Annotated in this window: 19 protein-coding genes; 10 read left to right on the forward strand and 9 right to left on the reverse strand. The window is 65.5% G+C overall.

Going from position 1 to position 17,121, the window contains the following annotated elements; translation table 11 throughout:
- Window positions 1-15 precede the first annotated feature (15 nt).
- Window positions 16-1,458 (forward strand): PhoH family protein, encoded by a 1,443-nt coding sequence (locus tag ACLSSQ_RS12015; RefSeq protein WP_416242817.1) that lies wholly within the window; start codon window positions 16-18, stop codon window positions 1,456-1,458.
- A gap of 67 nt (window positions 1,459-1,525) precedes the next feature.
- On the forward strand, window positions 1,526-2,737 hold the full coding sequence (locus tag ACLSSQ_RS12020) for a transglutaminase-like domain-containing protein (protein ID WP_416242819.1): 1,212 nt from the start codon (window positions 1,526-1,528) through the stop codon (window positions 2,735-2,737).
- 182 nt (window positions 2,738-2,919) lie between these two features.
- On the opposite strand, the gene ACLSSQ_RS12025 is transcribed toward ACLSSQ_RS12020, so the two are convergent.
- The 7 genes from ACLSSQ_RS12025 to cysB form a co-directional block, all read right to left on the reverse strand.
- Entirely contained in the window at window positions 2,920-3,411 is a 492-nt protein-coding gene (locus tag ACLSSQ_RS12025) for a flavodoxin family protein (protein ID WP_416242820.1), read from the reverse strand.
- A 19-nt stretch (window positions 3,412-3,430) separates the two neighbouring features.
- Window positions 3,431-4,864 (reverse strand): replicative DNA helicase, encoded by a 1,434-nt coding sequence (gene dnaB / locus ACLSSQ_RS12030; RefSeq protein WP_043799125.1) that lies wholly within the window; start codon window positions 4,862-4,864, stop codon window positions 3,431-3,433.
- 143 nt (window positions 4,865-5,007) lie between these two features.
- Window positions 5,008-5,457, reverse strand: a complete 450-nt coding sequence (gene rplI, locus ACLSSQ_RS12035; protein ID WP_416242821.1) for a 50S ribosomal protein L9 — start codon at window positions 5,455-5,457, stop codon at window positions 5,008-5,010.
- Between the two features lie 15 nt (window positions 5,458-5,472).
- Complete coding sequence (gene rpsR, locus ACLSSQ_RS12040; RefSeq protein WP_232058886.1) at window positions 5,473-5,691, reverse strand: 30S ribosomal protein S18; 219 nt, start codon at window positions 5,689-5,691, stop codon at window positions 5,473-5,475.
- 25 nt (window positions 5,692-5,716) lie between these two features.
- Window positions 5,717-6,073, reverse strand: a complete 357-nt coding sequence (gene priB, locus ACLSSQ_RS12045; RefSeq protein ID WP_416242822.1) for a primosomal replication protein N — start codon at window positions 6,071-6,073, stop codon at window positions 5,717-5,719.
- Window positions 6,074-6,080: 7 nt separating this feature from the next.
- Window positions 6,081-6,464, reverse strand: coding sequence for a 30S ribosomal protein S6 (gene rpsF, locus ACLSSQ_RS12050; RefSeq protein WP_416242823.1), 384 nt, complete (start codon window positions 6,462-6,464; stop codon window positions 6,081-6,083).
- Between the two features lie 135 nt (window positions 6,465-6,599).
- Complete coding sequence (cysB, locus tag ACLSSQ_RS12055) at window positions 6,600-7,574, reverse strand: HTH-type transcriptional regulator CysB (RefSeq protein ID WP_416242824.1); 975 nt, start codon at window positions 7,572-7,574, stop codon at window positions 6,600-6,602.
- 105 nt (window positions 7,575-7,679) lie between these two features.
- On the opposite strand from cysB, the gene ACLSSQ_RS12060 reads away from it, so the two are divergent.
- The 6 genes from ACLSSQ_RS12060 (at window position 7,680) to cysN (ending at window position 13,790) form a co-directional block, all read left to right on the forward strand.
- The gene (locus ACLSSQ_RS12060; protein ID WP_416242825.1) at window positions 7,680-8,453 is read left to right on the forward strand and encodes a sulfite exporter TauE/SafE family protein; all 774 of its coding nucleotides are present in this window, start codon (window positions 7,680-7,682) and stop codon (window positions 8,451-8,453) included.
- 24 nt (window positions 8,454-8,477) lie between these two features.
- Window positions 8,478-10,154, forward strand: a complete 1,677-nt coding sequence (locus tag ACLSSQ_RS12065) for a nitrite/sulfite reductase (RefSeq protein ID WP_416242826.1) — start codon at window positions 8,478-8,480, stop codon at window positions 10,152-10,154.
- A gap of 28 nt (window positions 10,155-10,182) precedes the next feature.
- Window positions 10,183-10,701, forward strand: a complete 519-nt coding sequence (locus ACLSSQ_RS12070) for a DUF934 domain-containing protein (protein WP_014237055.1) — start codon at window positions 10,183-10,185, stop codon at window positions 10,699-10,701.
- Complete coding sequence (locus tag ACLSSQ_RS12075) at window positions 10,698-11,420, forward strand: phosphoadenylyl-sulfate reductase (protein WP_416242827.1); 723 nt, start codon at window positions 10,698-10,700, stop codon at window positions 11,418-11,420. Before ACLSSQ_RS12070 ends, ACLSSQ_RS12075 begins: the two co-directional genes overlap by 4 nt.
- A gap of 160 nt (window positions 11,421-11,580) precedes the next feature.
- Window positions 11,581-12,516: a sulfate adenylyltransferase subunit CysD gene (cysD, locus tag ACLSSQ_RS12080; protein ID WP_416242828.1), complete on the forward strand. Its 936-nt coding sequence runs from the start codon at window positions 11,581-11,583 to the stop codon at window positions 12,514-12,516.
- Window positions 12,516-13,790 (forward strand): sulfate adenylyltransferase subunit CysN, encoded by a 1,275-nt coding sequence (gene cysN, locus ACLSSQ_RS12085; protein ID WP_416242829.1) that lies wholly within the window; start codon window positions 12,516-12,518, stop codon window positions 13,788-13,790. Before cysD ends, cysN begins: the two co-directional genes overlap by 1 nt.
- A gap of 170 nt (window positions 13,791-13,960) precedes the next feature.
- Here the strand turns inward: cysN and rlmD are convergent, their stop codons facing one another.
- Window positions 13,961-15,256, reverse strand: coding sequence for a 23S rRNA (uracil(1939)-C(5))-methyltransferase RlmD (gene rlmD, locus ACLSSQ_RS12090; RefSeq protein ID WP_416242830.1), 1,296 nt, complete (start codon window positions 15,254-15,256; stop codon window positions 13,961-13,963).
- Between the two features lie 123 nt (window positions 15,257-15,379).
- Here rlmD and ACLSSQ_RS12095 point away from each other — a divergent pair, with 123 nt between their 5' ends.
- Both ACLSSQ_RS12095 and ACLSSQ_RS12100 read left to right on the forward strand, forming a co-directional pair.
- A complete protein-coding gene (locus ACLSSQ_RS12095) occupies window positions 15,380-15,853 on the forward strand; it encodes a hypothetical protein (RefSeq protein ID WP_416242831.1) in 474 nt (157 codons plus the stop codon).
- A 148-nt stretch (window positions 15,854-16,001) separates the two neighbouring features.
- On the forward strand, window positions 16,002-16,250 hold the full coding sequence (locus ACLSSQ_RS12100; RefSeq protein ID WP_083833950.1) for a hypothetical protein: 249 nt from the start codon (window positions 16,002-16,004) through the stop codon (window positions 16,248-16,250).
- A 93-nt stretch (window positions 16,251-16,343) separates the two neighbouring features.
- Here ACLSSQ_RS12100 and ACLSSQ_RS12105 read toward each other — a convergent pair whose 3' ends face one another.
- Entirely contained in the window at window positions 16,344-17,111 is a 768-nt protein-coding gene (locus tag ACLSSQ_RS12105; RefSeq protein ID WP_416242832.1) for an MBL fold metallo-hydrolase, read from the reverse strand.
- Window positions 17,112-17,121: the final 10 nt, after the last annotated feature.

Below are 17,121 nucleotides of genomic sequence, written 5' to 3' on the forward strand. Positions count from 1 at the left end.
CCGACAGGACGCCCCATGGCCCGCAAACCCGCCGCGAGCAGCAAAACGGTAGCCTCCTCTTCCTCCACCGCCTCTTCCCGCTGCAAGATTTTCGTCCTCGACACCAACGTGCTGATGCACGATCCAACCAGCCTCTTCCGCTTCGAGGAACACGACGTGTTCCTGCCGATGATGGTGCTGGAGGAACTGGACAACAACAAGAAAGGCATGTCGGAAATCTCCCGCAATGCCCGCCAGGCCAGCCGTACCCTGGACGACATCCTGGCCCACGCCGGCGACGAGATCGAGGGCGGCATTTCCCTGGAAACCCCGTCCAGCAAGCTGGCCACCGGCCACCTGTTCCTGCAGACCGAGGCCATCAGTTCCGAACTGCCCCAGGCCCTGCCCACCTCCAAGTACGACAACCAGATCCTGGCCGTCGTCTTCCACCTGCAGCGCCGTTACCCAAAGCGCTCCGTGATCCTGGTGTCGAAAGACATCAACATGCGCATCAAGGCCCGCACCCTGGGCCTGGCCGCCGAGGACTACTTCAACGACAAGGTCCTGGAAGACACTGACCTGCTGTACACCGGCGTGCGGGAACTGCCGGCGGACTTCTGGGACAAGCACGGCCAGGGCATGGAGTCGGGCAAGCGGGAAGGCCGCACCTACTACCGCATCAAGGGGCCCCTCTGCTCCCACCTGCTGGTCAACGAATTCGTCTACCAGGAAGGTCCCCAGCCCCTCTACGCCCTGGTGCGCAACGTTGCAGGCAAGAGCGCCGAGCTGGAAACCCTGATCGACTTCACCCACCCCAAGAACAACGTCTGGGGCATCACCGCCCGCAACCGGGAACAGAATTTCGCCCTCAACCTGCTGATGGACCCGGAGGTGGATTTCATCACCCTGCTGGGCCAGGCCGGCACCGGCAAGACCCTGCTGACCCTGGCCGCGGGCCTGACCCAGGTGCTGGAGACCAAGCAGTACTCGGAGATCATCATGACCCGGGTGACGGTGCCGGTAGGCGAAGACATCGGCTTCCTGCCCGGCACCGAGGAGGAGAAGATGGCCCCCTGGATGGGTGCCCTGGAGGACAACCTGGACGTGCTCAACAAGACCGACGACGAGGCCGGCGACTGGGGCCGGGCCGCCACCCGGGACCTGATCCGCAGCCGCATCAAGGTCAAGTCCCTCAACTTCATGCGGGGCCGCACCTTCATCAACAAGTACCTGATCATCGACGAGGCCCAGAACCTGACGCCGAAGCAGATGAAGACCCTCATCACCCGGGCCGGCCCGGGCACCAAGGTGGTCTGCCTGGGCAACATCGCCCAGATCGACACGCCCTACCTGACCGAGGGTTCCTCCGGTCTCACCTACGTGGTGGACCGCTTCAAGGGCTGGACCCACTCCGGCCACATCACCCTGCAACGGGGCGAGCGTTCCCGCTTGGCTGACCACGCGGCCGAAGTGCTATAATTTTTCCACGTTTTCATCCCCCTAAAGCCGCACCTGGTGCGGCTTTAGTTTTTCCGGAGGACTGAGCATGAAGCGCCGTGCCTTTCTCGCGCTTGCCGGCGGCCTTGCCGTCGCTCCCGGTAGCGTCCTCGCTGCCAAGAAAACCAATACCAATACAAGTTCCAAGCCCGCCGCCAAGGCGACGGCCAAGAAGCCGGCCGGCAAGGCCGGCGCCAAGGCGGCTCCGGCCAAAAGCAACGCCCGGGGCAATACCGCCAACCTGCGTCCCTCCGCCCCCAACCAGCCGCCCGCCGGCCACGTCACCGGCATGCGCCCGGCCCCCCTGCCCCGCCCGCGCCAGCAGTCCTGGCGCCATTACGACCTGGTGGTCAAGGTCGCCGCGCCGGACAGCGGCCAGCCCCTGCGGGCCTGGATTCCCGTACCTTCGGAAAACGACTGGCAGCGGGTGGAAGACCTGGACTGGCAGGGCAACTACGGCAAGGCCGGCCTGCGCCGGGACGGGGACAGCGGCCTGCTGACCTTCTTCGCCGAATGGCCCGCCGGCACCCGGGCTCCGACCCTGGAACTGAAGCTGCGCCTGGGCACCCGCCAGCGCCTGTTCGACATCACCCGCCGCGGCGCTACGCCGGAGACGGAGGAAGTGCTCAACCAGAACCTGCAGAGCCTGGGCCCCTGGCCCCAGGACGTGCTGGCCGAGCTGGCCGAACGCATTACCGGCCGCATCCGGGAACCCATGCCCCAGGCCCTGGCCATCTACGACTGGGTGGTGGATCACGGCATCAGCTGCAGCGGCGCCCCCGAGTCCATCCAGGCCGCCCTCTGCGCCCGCAACGACGGCGGTGCCGGCCTGGCCGGCATCTTCGTCGCCCTGTGCCGGGCCTGCGGCATTCCCGCCCGCCGGGTCAGCGGCCAGCGTCTCGGCCCTTCCCGCCAGTCCCCCAGCCTGGGCGCCAGCGGCGACGTTTCCACCGCCCAGCACTGGCGCGCCGAATTCCACGCCCCCTTCTACGGCTGGGTGCCGGTGGACCCGGCCGATGCGGCCCTGGCCCAGCGCCAGGACGGGGACAGCGGCGCCCTGCGCAAGCGTCTCTTCGGCTTCTGGGAAATGAACTGGGCCGCCTACAGCAGTGCCGACGGGGTGCATCTGCCCCAGGGCCCCGGCGAATCCCTGCCGGTGGTGGACCGGCCCCTGCTGGCCCAGGTGGAGCGGGACGGCAGCGTGCGCCTGCTGGGCCGCCAGGGCGGCATCAGCCTGGAAGCCCGTCCCAGCGAGGGCTAGTCCCGGCAGACGCTTCCCTCCCACCAGGGGAAGCCATGGAAGGCAATAAGGACGCCATTCTCCAGGCACATGCGGCGGAGAATGGCGTCTTTTCTATATCTACGGGAATATGGCCGGAACAGCGCCGCCCCCATTGCCCCCCGGGGATGCAGCGGAGCGGGCCCGCCGCTCCGGTACGGCCTTCAGTAGATGCCGAGGGCCAGGCCTGCCGCCAGGGCGGCGCCCACTTCGGCGCAGCGATCCAGATCATCCGCCACCAGAATCTTGGGAGCCAGGATGGCCTCCGGCGTCTGGGCCCGGGTGCACACGATGAGGGGCTCGGCCACCGCCTTGAGGCGCCAGCCGGTGGCGATGCGCATCACCTGCCGGGCCGCCCCCTGGCCGTCGCTGCCGGCGCACACCAGGACGGCGCAGGGACGGCCGTTGAGGCGATCCAGGACGGGGTAGTAGCTGCGGTCGAAGAAATCCTTGAGACGGCCGGCCATGGCCCCCAGGTATTCCGGCGTGACGAAGAGATAGGCATCGGCCGCCAGCAGGTCCGCCGGGCCGACGCTGTCGGCATGGCACAGGCGCACCGTCACCAGCGGCTCGTCGCCGGCGCCCCGGGCGGCGGCTTCGGCCATGGCGGCAGCGCCGCCGGTCTGGGAGTGGAAGACGACGAGCAGGGTCTTCACGCCGAGAGCCCCGCCAGGATCAGTACTCGGGACCCCGGCTGCCCTGGAAGGCGCAGTTCTCGAAGCGGGTGTATTCGCCGAGGAAGGTGAGGTGCACCGTGCCGGTGGGGCCGTTACGCTGCTTGCCGATGATGACTTCGGCCTGGCCCGGATACTGGCTCTTTTCCTTGTTGTAGTAGTCGTCCCGGTACATCATCATGATCACGTCCGCATCCTGTTCGATGGCGCCGGATTCGCGCAAGTCGGACATCATGGGGCGCTTGTCGGTCCGCTCTTCCACCTTCCGCGACAGCTGGGACAAGGCGATCACCGGCACCGACAGTTCCTTGGCCAGGGACTTCAGGGCCCGGGAGATTTCCGACACTTCCGTGGCCCGGTTCTCGCCGCCGCCGGCCTTGGCGGAGACCATCAGCTGCAGGTAGTCGATCACGATCAGGCCCAGCTTGCCGCCGTACTGGCGCGCCAGGCGCCGGGCCCGGGCCCGCAGGTCCAAGGGGTTGAGGCCGCCGGTCTCGTCGATGTAGAGGGGCTTCTCGTGCATCTTGCCGAGGGCCATGGAGAGGCGGGACCACTCCTCGTCGTTGAGGCGGCCGGTACGCAGGCGGTGGGAATCGAGGCGCCCGAGGGACGCCACCATCCGCATGGCCAGCTGGGCGCCGCCCATTTCCATGGAGAACACGCCCACCGGCAGGCCCTGCTCCACCGCCACGTATTCGGCGATGTTGAGGGCGAAGGCGGTCTTGCCCATGGAGGGGCGGCCAGCGACGATGATGAGGTCGCCGGGCTGCAGGCCGGAGGTCTTGGAATCCAGGTCGATGAAGCCGGTGGGCACGCCGGTGACGTCGGAAGGATTGTCCCGGTCATGCAGTTCCTCGATCTTCTGCACCACCTCGTTGAGCAGGGGATTGATGTGCACGAACCCCTGCTGGGAATGGGCGCCCTTTTCCGCGATTTCGAAAACCCGGGTTTCGGCCTCGTCGAGCAGGGTCTTGGCATCCCGGCCCAGGGGGTTGAGGGCGCTGGAAGCGATCTCGTCGCCGGCCGTCACCAGCTGGCGCAGGATGGCCCGCTCCCGCACGATTTCGGCGTAGCGGCGGATGTTGGAGGCCGACGGCGTATTGGCCGCCAGCTCGCCCAGATAGGCCAGGCCGCCGGTATGTTCGGTCTCGCCAGCCGCATCCAGAGCCTCGGACACCGTCACCACGTCCGCCGGCTTGCCCAGGGAAAGCAGGCGCTGGATCTGGCGGAAAATGCGCCGGTGTTCGTCCCGGTAGAAGTCGCCCTCGGCGACCATGTCGCCCACCTTGTCCCAGGCCTGGTTGTCCAGCAGCAGGCCGCCCAGCAGGGACTGTTCGGCCTCCAGGGAATTGGGCGGCACCCGCAACTGGGCCAGGGCCGGATCGATGGGGGAATCGGAAGGGTCGGAGCGGGAGAAACGACGGGGCTTGTTCATGGCGAGGTCAATGTCGAGGAAGGGCAATTCTACTCTGCCGCCGCAGATTGCGGCCCTCTGCCGATGCCGGCAGAAAAGAAAAAGGCCTTACAGGATCAACCTGCAAGGCCTTTGCGCAAGACGCCCCGCAGGGCGCTTGAGGCTTAGTGCTCGCCGAGGACGGAGACGGTGATCTGGGCGATCACGTCGGTGTGCAGGGCGATATCGATGGGGTAGTCACCGATGGCCTTCAGGTGGCCGTTGGGCATGCGGATGGCAGCCTTCTCGACCTTCTGACCCTGGGCTTCCAGGGCTTCGGCGACGTCGAAGTTGGAGACGGAACCGAACAGACGGCCGTCCATACCGGCCTTGCGGCTGATCTGGACCATCAGGCCGTTCAGTTGACCGGCTTGGGCTTCGGCGGCGGCCAGCTTGTCGGCCTGGGCCTTTTCCAGCTCGGCGCGCTTGACTTCGAATTCAGCCAGGGCGGCGGGGGTGGCACGCTTGGCCTTGCGCTGGGGGATCAGGAAGTTACGGGCGTAGCCGTCCTTGACCTTGACCACGTCGCCCAGGTTACCCAGGTTGACAACCTTTTCCAGAAGAATGATTTGCATGTTTCTCTCTCCCGATTAAACGTGGTTGTCGGTGTAGGGCAGCAGGGCCAGGTAGCGAGCGCGCTTGACGGCGACGCCCAGCTGGCGCTGGTAGTGGGCCTTGGTGCCGGTCAGGCGGGCCGGCATGATCTTGGCGTTTTCAGCGATGAAGTCCTTCAGCAGGTCCACGTCCTTGTAGTCGATCTCGACGATCTTCTCGGCAGTGAAGCGGCAGAACTTGCGGCGCTTGAACATGCCGCCACCGCGGCGCTTTTTCTTGTCATCGTCCTTCTTCTTGAAAAACGGTCGAGCCATTTTCATTTCCTTCCAAAAATTCGATTCGTTCTACGTGCAACATGGGCTGCCGGCTGTTCTTGCTCTTCAGGGCGAGAAACCCTTCGAGTCTTACCGCCTTGCCGGGCCCGGCATTCTGCAGCCATTTGGCTGTGGTTCCCAGGGCAACGACGTTGACTTCACATTCGACCTTGCGGGGGTGGCCGGCTTCGATCATTTCTGATTCGTGGCGCAGGCGCCCTTCACTCACCGGCACGCCGGCGGGGGTGTAACGCAAGGGTTTGTGTTCGATCAGCGTCCCGGTGATGACTACGCGGTTTTCAGTCAGCTTCGCAGCAGCCAACGATTAATTAGGCAGCCGGGGCCGCTTCGGCAGCGGGGGCTTCAGCCTTGCCTTCGAGCAGGGACTTGGACTTCTCTTCCTTCATCATGGGGGAAGGAGTAGTCGTCGCAGCCTTGGTCTTGACGGTGAGGTGACGCAGCACGGCGTCGTTGAACTTGAAGGAATGCTCCAGTTCGTTCAGGGTCTCGCCGTCGCACTCGATGTTCATCAGCACGTAGTGGGCCTTGTGAACCTTCTGGATCGGGTAGGCCAGCTGACGACGGCCCCAGTCTTCCAGACGATGGATCACGCCGCTGCGGGTGGTCACGATCGAACGGTAACGTTCGACCATGGCCGGAACCTGCTCGCTCTGGTCCGGATGGACGATAAATACGATTTCGTAATGGCGCATGTATTCTCCTTTTGGCTAACAGCCCTCCGCCATGCGTTCGCAGGTAGGGCAAGGTTGGAAAGCCGGCGAGTATAACGTGGTTTTCCAAGGAAAATCAAGGAAAACAACGAACCCGGGAGAATCGGCAGCGACAGGTCAGAGCTGGTACTCGTCCTCGCCCCGGCTGGCGCCGCCGGAAAGGGCGCCTTCCATGGACTTTTCCACCGCCTTGCGCGTCAGGTGCGGCGCAAACAACTCAATGAAATCATATTCATAGCGGCGCAGGTAAGTCCCCCGGCGCAGGGCCAGGCGGGTGGTGTTGGACTCGAACAGATGGCCCGCATCCAGGGCCACCAGGCCGTTCTGCCGGCCGTCCCGCTCCGGGTCGAAGGCGATGCGGGCGATGATGCCCAGACCCAGACCCAGGGTGACGTAGGTCTTGATCACGTCCGCGTCGATGGCGGAGAGGACCACGTTGGGCGTCAGGCCGTGGCGTTCGAAGGCGCTGCTGATGCGGCCGCCGCCGGTGAAGGCCGGATCGTAGGTAATCAGGGGAAAACGGGCCAGTACCGAGAGGGAGAGGGGCCCCTGCTCCAGAATGGGGTGGCCGGCCGGGGCGATGACGCAGTGGGGCCACTGGTAGCAGGGCATGGTCACCAGGTTGGGCACGTGGTCCAGGGCCTCGGTGGCGATGGCGATGTCGGCCTCGCCGTTGGCCGCCCACTCGGCGATCTGGGTCGGGCTGCCCTGGTGCAGGTTGAGGCGCACCCGGGGATAGCGTTCGGTGAAGCGCTTTACCACTTGCGGCAGGGCGTAGCGAGCCTGGGTGTGGGTGGTGGCGATGACCAGGCTGCCGGAATCGCCGCCGGCGTATTCCTCGCCCACCCGCTTGAGGTTTTCCGCCTCCCGCAGGATGCGGTTGGATATTTCCAGCACCGCCTTGCCCGGCTCGGTGATGCCGGTGAGGCGCTTGCCGCTGCGCTCGAAGACGATGATGCCCAGTTCGTCCTCCAGCATCTTGATCTGTTTGGAGACTCCGGGCTGGGAGGTGTAGAGTGCTTCCGCCGCCTCGGAAACATTCAGTCCGCGGCGGGAAACCTCGACCAGATAACGCAGTTGCTGCAGCTTCATGACATAGCCTGCTAATAACTTTAGGTTATATCAATGTAGCACGATATTCTTTTGAGGCAAATAAACGGCTGTTACGATGCGCCCCACTTCACGACAAGGCGCACCATGGACTGGCTGTATACCCTCTCTGGATTCGTAGTCGGCGCCATCGTCGGTTTGACGGGCGTCGGCGGCGGTTCCCTCATGACCCCCCTGCTGGTGCTCCTGTTCGGCATCCACCCGGCCACCGCCGTCGGCACCGACCTGCTCTACGCTGCCGTGACCAAGGCCGGCGGCACCGTGGTGCATTCGCGCAAGGGGCATGTGGAATGGCGCATCGTCGGCCTGCTGGCCGCCGGCAGCATGCCCGCCACCGCCGTCACCCTCTACATCCTGGCCCACCTGCCCAAGCAGGGGCCGGAAACCACCGGCCTGATCTCCCTCTGCCTGGGCATCGCCCTGCTGCTCACCGCCTGTGCCATCATTTTCCGCAAGAAGCTGCAGTCCTACGCCCTGAGCCACGAAACTTCCTTCGTGCAACGGCATCAGACGCCTATCACCATCACGGTGGGCGCCACCCTGGGGGTGCTGGTGTCCATTTCCTCCGTCGGCGCCGGCGCCCTGGGCGTGGCCGCCCTGTTCTTCCTCTACCCCAAGCTGCCCGCCGTGCGTATCGTCGGCAGCGACGTGGCCCACGCCGTGCCCCTGACCCTGGTGGCAGGCACCGGCCACTGGCTCATGGGCAGCGTGGACTGGCAGCTGCTGACGGCCCTGCTGATCGGCTCCCTGCCCGGCATCTGGGTCGGCAGCCACATTTCGGCCAAAGTACCGGATAAAATCCTGCGCCCCATCCTGGCCACCATGCTGGTGCTGATCGGCGCCAAACTCATTGCCCACTAAGACTCTTTCGCCCGAGGCCCTACGATGTACCGTTACGACAATTATGACCACGCCCTCGTCCAGGAACGGGTAGCCCAATTCCGGGACCAGGTGCGCCGCTGGAAGGCCGGTGAACTCTCGGACGAGGAGTTCCGCCCCCTGCGCCTGCAGAACGGCCTCTACATCCAGCGCCATGCGCCCATGTTCCGCGTCGCCGTGCCCTACGGCATGCTGTCGAGCGCCCAGCTGCGCCGCCTGGCCAAGATCGCCCGGGACTACGACAAGGGCTACGGCCACTTCACCACCCGCCACAACCTGCAGTTCAACTGGATTCCCCTGGAGCGGGTGCCCGACGCCCTAGCGGAACTGGCGGAGGTGGAAATGCACGCCATCCAGACCTCCGGCAACTGCATCCGCAACGTCACCACGGACCAGTTCGCCGGCGTCGCCGCCGATGAAATCCTGGACCCCCGGCCCCTGTGCGAACTGCTGCGCCAGTGGAGCACCTTCCACCCGGAATTTGCCTTCCTGCCGCGCAAGTTCAAGATCGCCGTGAATGGTGCCCTGGAAGACCGGGCCCTGACCTGGTTCCACGACATCGGCCTGCACATCCGCAAGAACGAGGCGGGCGAAGTGGGCTTCCGCGTCATCGTCGGCGGCGGCCTGGGGCGCACCCCCATCCGCGGCCAGGTGGTGCGCGAGTTCCTGCCCTGGCAGGACATCCTCACCTATAACGAAGCCATCCTGCGGGTCTACAACCGCTACGGCCGCCGCGACAACGCCTACAAGGCCCGCATCAAGATCCTGGTGCAGGCCCTGGGCGTGGAAAAATTCGCCGAGCAGGTGGAAGCCGAATGGACCCACCTCAAGGGCGGCCCGGCCACCATCACCCAGGCCGAATACGACCGGGTGGCGGCCTTCTTCAATCCCCCCGCCTACGCGCAGCTGCCGGCCATCGACGAAAGCTTTGTCCAGGCCCAGGCCGAGCAGCCCGCCTTCGCCCGCTGGGTGGAGCGCAATGTGCGGCCCCACCGGGTGCCGGGCTACGCCGCCGTCACCCTTTCCCTGAAGAAGCCGGGCACCGCCCCGGGCGACGTCAGCGATGTGCAGATGGACCGGGTGGCCGACCTGGCCGACCGCTACAGCTTCAGCGAGGTGCGCGTCACCCACGAGCAGAACCTGGTGCTAGCCGACGTGCGCCAGGACGAGCTGCAGGCCCTGTGGCAGGACGCCAAGGCCGCCGCCCTGGCCACGCCCAACATCGGCCTCATCACGGACATGATCTGCTGCCCCGGCGGCGATTTCTGCGACCTGGCCAACGCCAAGTCCATCCCCATCGCCAACGCCATCCAGGCCAAGTTCGAAGACCTGGACTACCTCTACGACATCGGCGACATCGAGCTCAACATCTCCGGCTGCATGAACTCCTGCGGCCACCACCACGTAGGCCACATCGGCGTGCTGGGCGTGGATAAGGGCAACGAGGAGTGGTACCAGATCACCCTGGGCGGCCGTCAGGGCAACAACGCCCACCTGGGCAAGGTCATCGGCCCCTCCTTCCCCGCCGACGAAGTGGCCGGCGTGGTGGAAAAGCTGATCCGGGTCTACCTGGACAACCGCCACGAGGACGAGCTGTTCATAGACACCCTGGACCGCCTGGGCGTGGAGCCCTTCAAGGACAAGGTGTACGGCGACCGCCTCAAGGGCAAGAAAGCCGCCTGACCCATCGACACGGAATAAAGGAACGACCATGACCCGCATCATCAAGAACCGCGCCGTCGTCGAAGACAGCTGGAGCGTGCTGCGCCTGGCCGAAGGCGAGACGGCCGACACCATTGACCTGCCCCAGGGCCCGGTACTGGTGCCCCTCTCCGTCTGGCATGCCCGGAAATCCGCGCTGCTGGCCGCTTCCAGCCCTGCCGCCCCGGTGGGCGTGTGGCTGGCCGCCGGCGAAGGTCCCGAAAGCCTGGCCGACGACCTGGCCCAGCTGTCCGTGATCGCCGTGGATTTCCCCAAATTCACCGACGGCCGCGGCTACTCCGCCGCCCGCCTGCTGCGGGAGCGCTACGGCTACCAGGGCGAAATCCGCGCCATCGGCGACGTGCTGCCGGACCAGCTGTTCCTCATGGCCCGCTGCGGCATCGACGCCTTCGCCCTGCGCGCCGACAAGGACGCGGACAAGGCCCTGGCCCTCTTCGACACCTTCAAGACCCCCTACCAGGCCGCGGTGGACCAGCCCCAGCCCCTCTTCCGCCGGAGGGCCGCATGAGCGTCATTCCCGCCCAGTTCCGCGTCTCCGACGAGCTGCGGGCCGCCACTGCGGCCAAGGCGGAAGCCGCCAAGACCCTGCTGGCCCAGATCGCCCGGGACTTCTCCCCGGCCACCTTCGCCAACAGCCTGGGGGCCGAGGACATGGTGCTGACCGACCTCATCGTCAAGGCGGGCCTGCCCATCGAAATCTTCTCCCTGGATACGGGCCGCCTGCCCCTGGAAACCTACGACCTGATGGCCGCCGTGCAACAGCACTACGGCCTCAAGCTCAAGGTTTTCTACCCCCGCCACGACCTCACCGAGGAATACGTGCGGGCCAACGGCATCAACGCCTTTTACGAATCCATCGAACTGCGCAAGGGCTGTTGCTACGTGCGCAAGGTGGAGCCCCTGCAGCGGGCCCTGGCCGGCAAGCAGGCCTGGATCACCGGCATGCGCGCCCAGCAGGCCGCCACCCGGGACGGCCTGGCGGTGCGCCTGTTCGACGAAACCAACGGCCTGGAGAAGTTCAACCCCCTGGCCGACTGGAGCGAGAAGGAAGTGTGGGCCTATCTGCTGGATAATGGCGTGCCCTACAACAAGCTGCACGACCAGTTCTACCCCAGCATCGGCTGCGCCCCCTGTACCCGCTCCGTCACCCCCGGCGAGGACATCCGCTCCGGCCGCTGGTGGTGGGAAAATCCTGAAACGAAGGAGTGTGGCTTGCACAAGAAGTAAGTTGAAGGATTTCGTCGTAGGCTAACTTTGCAAAAGTTAAGGTGCGCTAGCACCGGCCGAAGACACAATCCCGAGACCAAGGAATGCGGCCTGCACAAGAAGTAGGCCTCGCCTGCAAGCTCCGCCGATCTTAGAAAACGTTGCGACCCGGTACTGAAAAATGACCACTCTGACCAAGCAAACCCTCTCCCACCTCGACTGGCTCGAGGCGGAGGCCATTCACATCATGCGTGAAGTGGCCGGCCAGTGCGCCAACCCGGTGCTGCTCTTCTCCGGCGGCAAGGACTCCATCTGCATGCTGCGTATCGCCGAAAAGGCCTTCCGCCCCGGCCGTTTCCCCTTCCCCCTGATGCACATCGACACCGGCCACAACTACCGCGAGGTGGTGGAATTCCGCGACAAGCGGGCCGCCGAGCTGGGCGAGCGCCTCATCGTGCGCTCCGTGGAAGACTCCATGAAGCGCGGCACCGTGGTGCTCAAGCATGAGGGCGAATCCCGCAACAAGCACCAGTCCGTGACCCTGCTCGAAGCCATCGAGGAATTCGGTTTCGACTGCTGCATCGGCGGCGCCCGCCGGGACGAGGAAAAGGCCCGGGCCAAGGAGCGCATCATGAGCTTCCGCGACGAGTTCGGCCAATGGGACCCGAAGAACCAGCGCCCCGAGCTGTGGAACCTCTACAACGCCCGGGCCCACAAGGGGGAGAACATCCGCGCCTTCCCCATTTCCAACTGGACGGAAATGGACGTCTGGCAGTACATCGAACGGGAAGGCCTGGAGTTGCCCTCCATCTACTTCGCCCACACCCGCCCGGTGGTGATGCGCCAGGGCGCCATCGTCCCGGTCAATGTGCCCCTGGTTTCCGGCGAGCTGACCAACCTGCCCAAGGCCGGCGAGGAAATCATCGACCTGCAGGTGCGCTTCCGCACCGTGGGCGACATCTCCTGCACCGCTCCGGTGGAATCCGACGCCGACACGGTGGAGAAGATCGTTCTCGAAACCGCCACCACCACCATCACCGAACGGGGCGCCACCCGTCTGGACGACCAGACCAGCGAGGCCTCCATGGAACAGCGTAAGAAGGAAGGGTATTTCTGATGTCCGCCCCCGAAAAAATTGAAGATCACGGCCTGCTGCGCTTCCTCACCTGCGGCAGCGTGGACGACGGCAAGAGCACCCTGATCGGGCGCCTGCTGTTCGACACCAAGACCATCCTGGCCGACACCCTCTCCGCCATCGAGCGCACCTCCCAGAAGCGCGGCATGGAAGCGGTGGACCTCTCCCTGCTCACCGACGGCCTGCAGGCCGAGCGGGAACAGGGCATCACCATCGACGTGGCCTACCGCTACTTCAGCACCGGCACCCGCAAGTACATCATCGCCGACGCCCCGGGCCACGAGCAGTACACCCGCAACATGGTGACCGCCGCCTCCACCGCCAATCTGGCCATCATCCTGGTGGATGCGCGCAAGGGCGTGCTGACCCAGACCCGGCGCCATTCCTACCTGGCCCACCTGGTGAACATCCCCCACCTGCTGGTGGCGGTGAACAAGATGGATCTGGTCAATTACGACCAGGCCGTGTTCGAGAAGATCAAGGCCGACTACCTGGCCTTCGCCGCCCAGCTGGGCATCAGGGACGTACGCTTCATCCCCCTCTCCGCCCTCAACGGCGACATGGTGGTGGACCGGGGCGAAGCCCTTTCCTGGTACAAGGGCCCGACCCTGCTGGAAATTCTCGAAGCCGCTCCCGGCGCCCACAGCGAGCAGGCCGAAGCCTTCCGCTTCCCGGTGCAGTTCGTCTGCCGCCCCCAGGACTCCGCCAATCCGGAACTGCACGACTACCGGGGCTTCATGGGCCGGGTCGAATCCGGCGAGCTGGCTGTCGGTGAAGCGGTCACCGTGCTGCCTTCCGGTCGGGAAACCAGGGTCAAGGACATCCAGATCGGCGGCCAGAGCATTCCCGCGGCCGTCTCCGAGCAATCCGTGACCCTGCTGCTGGAAGACGAGATCGACATCTCCCGGGGCGACATGATCGTGCGCAGCGCGGCCCAGCCCCAGGTGGTGAAGCAAATCGACACCACCGTCTGCTGGCTGGCGGAAACGCCCCTGGACCGGGCCCGCACCTACCTGATCCGCCACACCACCCGGGAAGTGAAGGCCAAGGTGGCCAGCATCGATTACCGGGTGGACGTGAACACCCTGGAACAGCAGGCCACGGACAAGCTGCAGATGAACGACATCGCCCGCGTCAGCTTCAAGCTGGCCCAGCCCCTGTTCATCGACCCCTACAGCCAGAACCGAGCCACCGGCGCCTTCATCGTCATCGATGAAAGCACCAACAACACCATCGGCGCGGGGATGATCGGCTGAGGTGGGTTAAGGGCTTTTTAGCCACAGAGGACACAGAGGACACCGAGATTGAGGCGTCCATGGGTCTGAAGTAGTAGGCACCCTGAAAGACAAGAGGGACGCCATTCTCCAGAGCATCAAGCTGGAGAATGGCGTCCCTTCTGCTTTCCGGGGAACCTGCTTTTTGGCGGCTATGCCTTCTCGAACAGAGCGATGGATTCCACGTGGGAAGTGTGGGGGAACATGTTCACGATGCCAGCGCCACTGAAGCGGTAGCCCTTCTGATGCACCAGGATGGCCGCGTCCCGGGCCAGGGTGGAGGGGTTGCAGGAGACATAGACGATGCGGCCGGGACTACCCTCCCCCAGGGCCTTGACCACTTCCACCGCCCCTTCCCGGGGCGGGTCGATCAGCATCTTGTCGAAATGGCCCAAGGCCCCGAGGGACTTGGGCGTGCATTCAAAGAGATTGGCGACGCCGAAGGAAACGTTGGCCGCCAGGCCGTTGGCCGCCGCATTCTCCTCGGCCCGCCGGGTCAGTTCCTTGAGGCCTTCCACCCCCACCACCCGGGCGCCACTGCGGGCGATGGGCAGGGTGAAGTTGCCCAGGCCGCAGAACAGGTCGGCGATGCGCTCCCCGGGCTGGGGGTCCAGCAGGCGCATGGCGCGGCGGATGAGCATCTGGTTGATGCCCGGATTGACCTGGGTGAATTCGGTGGGGGAAAAACGCATTTCCAGCCCGAACTCCGGCAGCAGGTAGGAGAGGTCAGGACCATCCACGGGATGGAAGCGGTAGGCCGAAGCTGGCCCCTTGGGCTGCAGGAAGAAAACGATGCCGTGCTCGTCGGCAAAGGCCCGCAGCAGCTTCTCGTCGGCCCCGCTGAGGGGCTCCAGGATGCGCAGCACCATCACCGTGCACTTCTCGCCCACGGCGATTTCCACCTGGGGCAGCCGGTCCCGGATCGAGAGGCGCACGAAGAGCTGGCGCAGGGGCACCAGCAGGTCGGAAACGTGGGCCGACAGGATGGGACAGGTATGCAGGTCGGCCACATAGCTGCTGCGCTTCTCGTGGAAGCCCACCAGCATCCCCTTGGATTCCACCATGCGCACGGTCAGCCGGGCCCGGTGGCGATAGCCCCAGGTGGGGCCGTAGATGGGGTTGTAGACCTGATCCGGCTTGAGCCGGGCCAGATGCCACAGATTGTTTTCCAGCAGGCGCTGCTTGGCCGCCACCTGGGCGGTGGGCTCCAGGTGCTGCATGCTGCAGCCGCCGCAGATGCCGAAATGGGGACAGCGGGGAGGAACCCGGGCGCAGGAGGGGCGCAGCACGGCGCTGACCTCCCCCACGGCGTAATTGGGTTTCTCCCGGAACAGGGCGTACTCCACCGTTTCCCCGGGGAGGGCGCCTTCCACGAACACGGTCTTGCCCTCCAGGCGCGTCACGCCCCGAGCGTCGTGGTCCAAGGATTCGATCTTGCCGACAGGCATGGGCCCATCCCCCGAAAAAAGGCGCCATTCTACCAGCGCGCCGGCAAAGGCAAAGCCAGCCGGCGGCGGCGGTTGCGCCGCCCCATGGCGGTTGCTATGGTAGGCACTCCACCGGAGCCCGCCATGCCTGAACGCCTTCTCACCAGCCGCACCGAACTGGATGCGGCCCTGCTCCAGCTGCTGCCCCTGGCGCAGCAGTCCATCCGCATCTTCGACGGCGACCTGTCCAGTTTTCCGCTGGAAAGCCCGGAGCGGATCGCCCTGCTGCAGGAGTTCCTGCGCCGCCCCAATACCCGCCTGACCCTGGTGCTGCAGCACCCCGGCCCCAGCCAGACCGGCTGCCCCCGGCTGGTACAGCTGGCGCGCCAGCACGGCCACGCCTTCACCTGGCTGCAGGCCCCGGAAAGCCTGGCCAACCTGCAGGACGCCATGGTCCTGATCGATGCCGAGCACGCCCTGCTGCGCTTCCACCGGGAACAGCCCCGGGGCAAATGCATCGAGGCCGATGCCCGGGCCTGCCACCCCTACGCCAAGCGTTTCGAGTCCATCCTGGCCGAAGGGTGCAGCGCGGTCGCCCATACCCCCCTGGGTCTGTGACAATCTGTTACATGCCAGGCGTATAGAAAAGGGCCTTGCAGGCTATACCCGGCTGAATTTACTGCTATAATGCCGCCCTGATTAGCCCCCCCTGGCTGATCAGCCTCAGGATTGTTTGGATCACACACTAATTGATAGGGAATAAACAATGAAGCACTCTCTCCTCGTTGCTGCTCTGGTTGCCCTGGCCGTTTCCGCTTGCGGCAAGAAAGAAGAACCCGTCGTCGCCGCTCCGGCCCCCGCTGCTGAAGCTCCCGCTGCTCCGGCCGCTCCCGCTGCTGCCCCCGCTGAAGCTGCCGCTCCCGCTGCTGACGCTGCCAAGCCCGCCGAAGGCGCTGCTGCTCCCGCCGCTGCTGCCCCCGCTGAAGCTGCTGCCGCTCCCGCCGAGAAGAAGTAATCTCGCTGTTGCGCAGTAGAAAAAAGCCGACCTCCGGGTCGGCTTTTTTATTGCCTGTTTTCCCCGGGCGAGAAGCAACTCCCCCAGGCCCCATCAGCAGAAGCTGCGCCACCCCACCCCGTTTTCCTGATCCGCCACCCCGATCCACTCCGCTGCACAGCCCAGGGCCCCGCTCAAGGCGGCCACGGCCAGTTCGGGCCGGTTGCACTTCTCGCTCAGATGGGCGGCCACCACATGCTGCAGGGCGGAAGTATCCAAACGGGTCAGCAATTCCGCCGCCACGTCGTTGGCCAGGTGGCCATGGCTGCCGCCGATACGGCGCTTGAGGAAGGGCGGGTAGACGGAAGCGGCCAGCAGATCCGGATCGTGGTTGCATTCGAGGAACAGGCCGTCGCAGGCCTGCAATACCTCCAGCACGTGGGAGGTCAGGCTGCCGCAATCGGTGAGCACGCCCAGGCGCCGGTTGCCGTCGCCAAAGACATACTGGACGGGCTCCCGAGCGTCGTGGGGTACGGTGAAAGGCAGGATTTCCAGATCGCCGACAGCCAGGGACTGCTGGCTGTCGATACGCCGTAGCTGCCCGTAGGCGGACTCGGACTCCGACAGCATGGTCGCGGTACCCGGAGTCAGCCACACCGGCAGGTTGAACCTGGCAGCCAGGCGCACCACACCGGCCAGATGGTCGGAATGCTCATGGGTGACCAGCACGCCGGCCAGGGTTTCCGGCTCCACCCCCAGGCGCTGCAACCGGTAAGTGACTTCCCGCAGGGAGAAGCCGCAGTCCAGCAGCACGCGCGTGCCACCGGACTCGACCAACAGACCGTTGCCCCGGCTGCCGCTTCCCAGGGAGGCGAAGCGCATGGCGGCGGTC

The organism is Azospira sp. APE16, assembly GCF_047901315.1.
Classification (GTDB): domain Bacteria; phylum Pseudomonadota; class Gammaproteobacteria; order Burkholderiales; family Rhodocyclaceae; genus Azospira; species Azospira oryzae.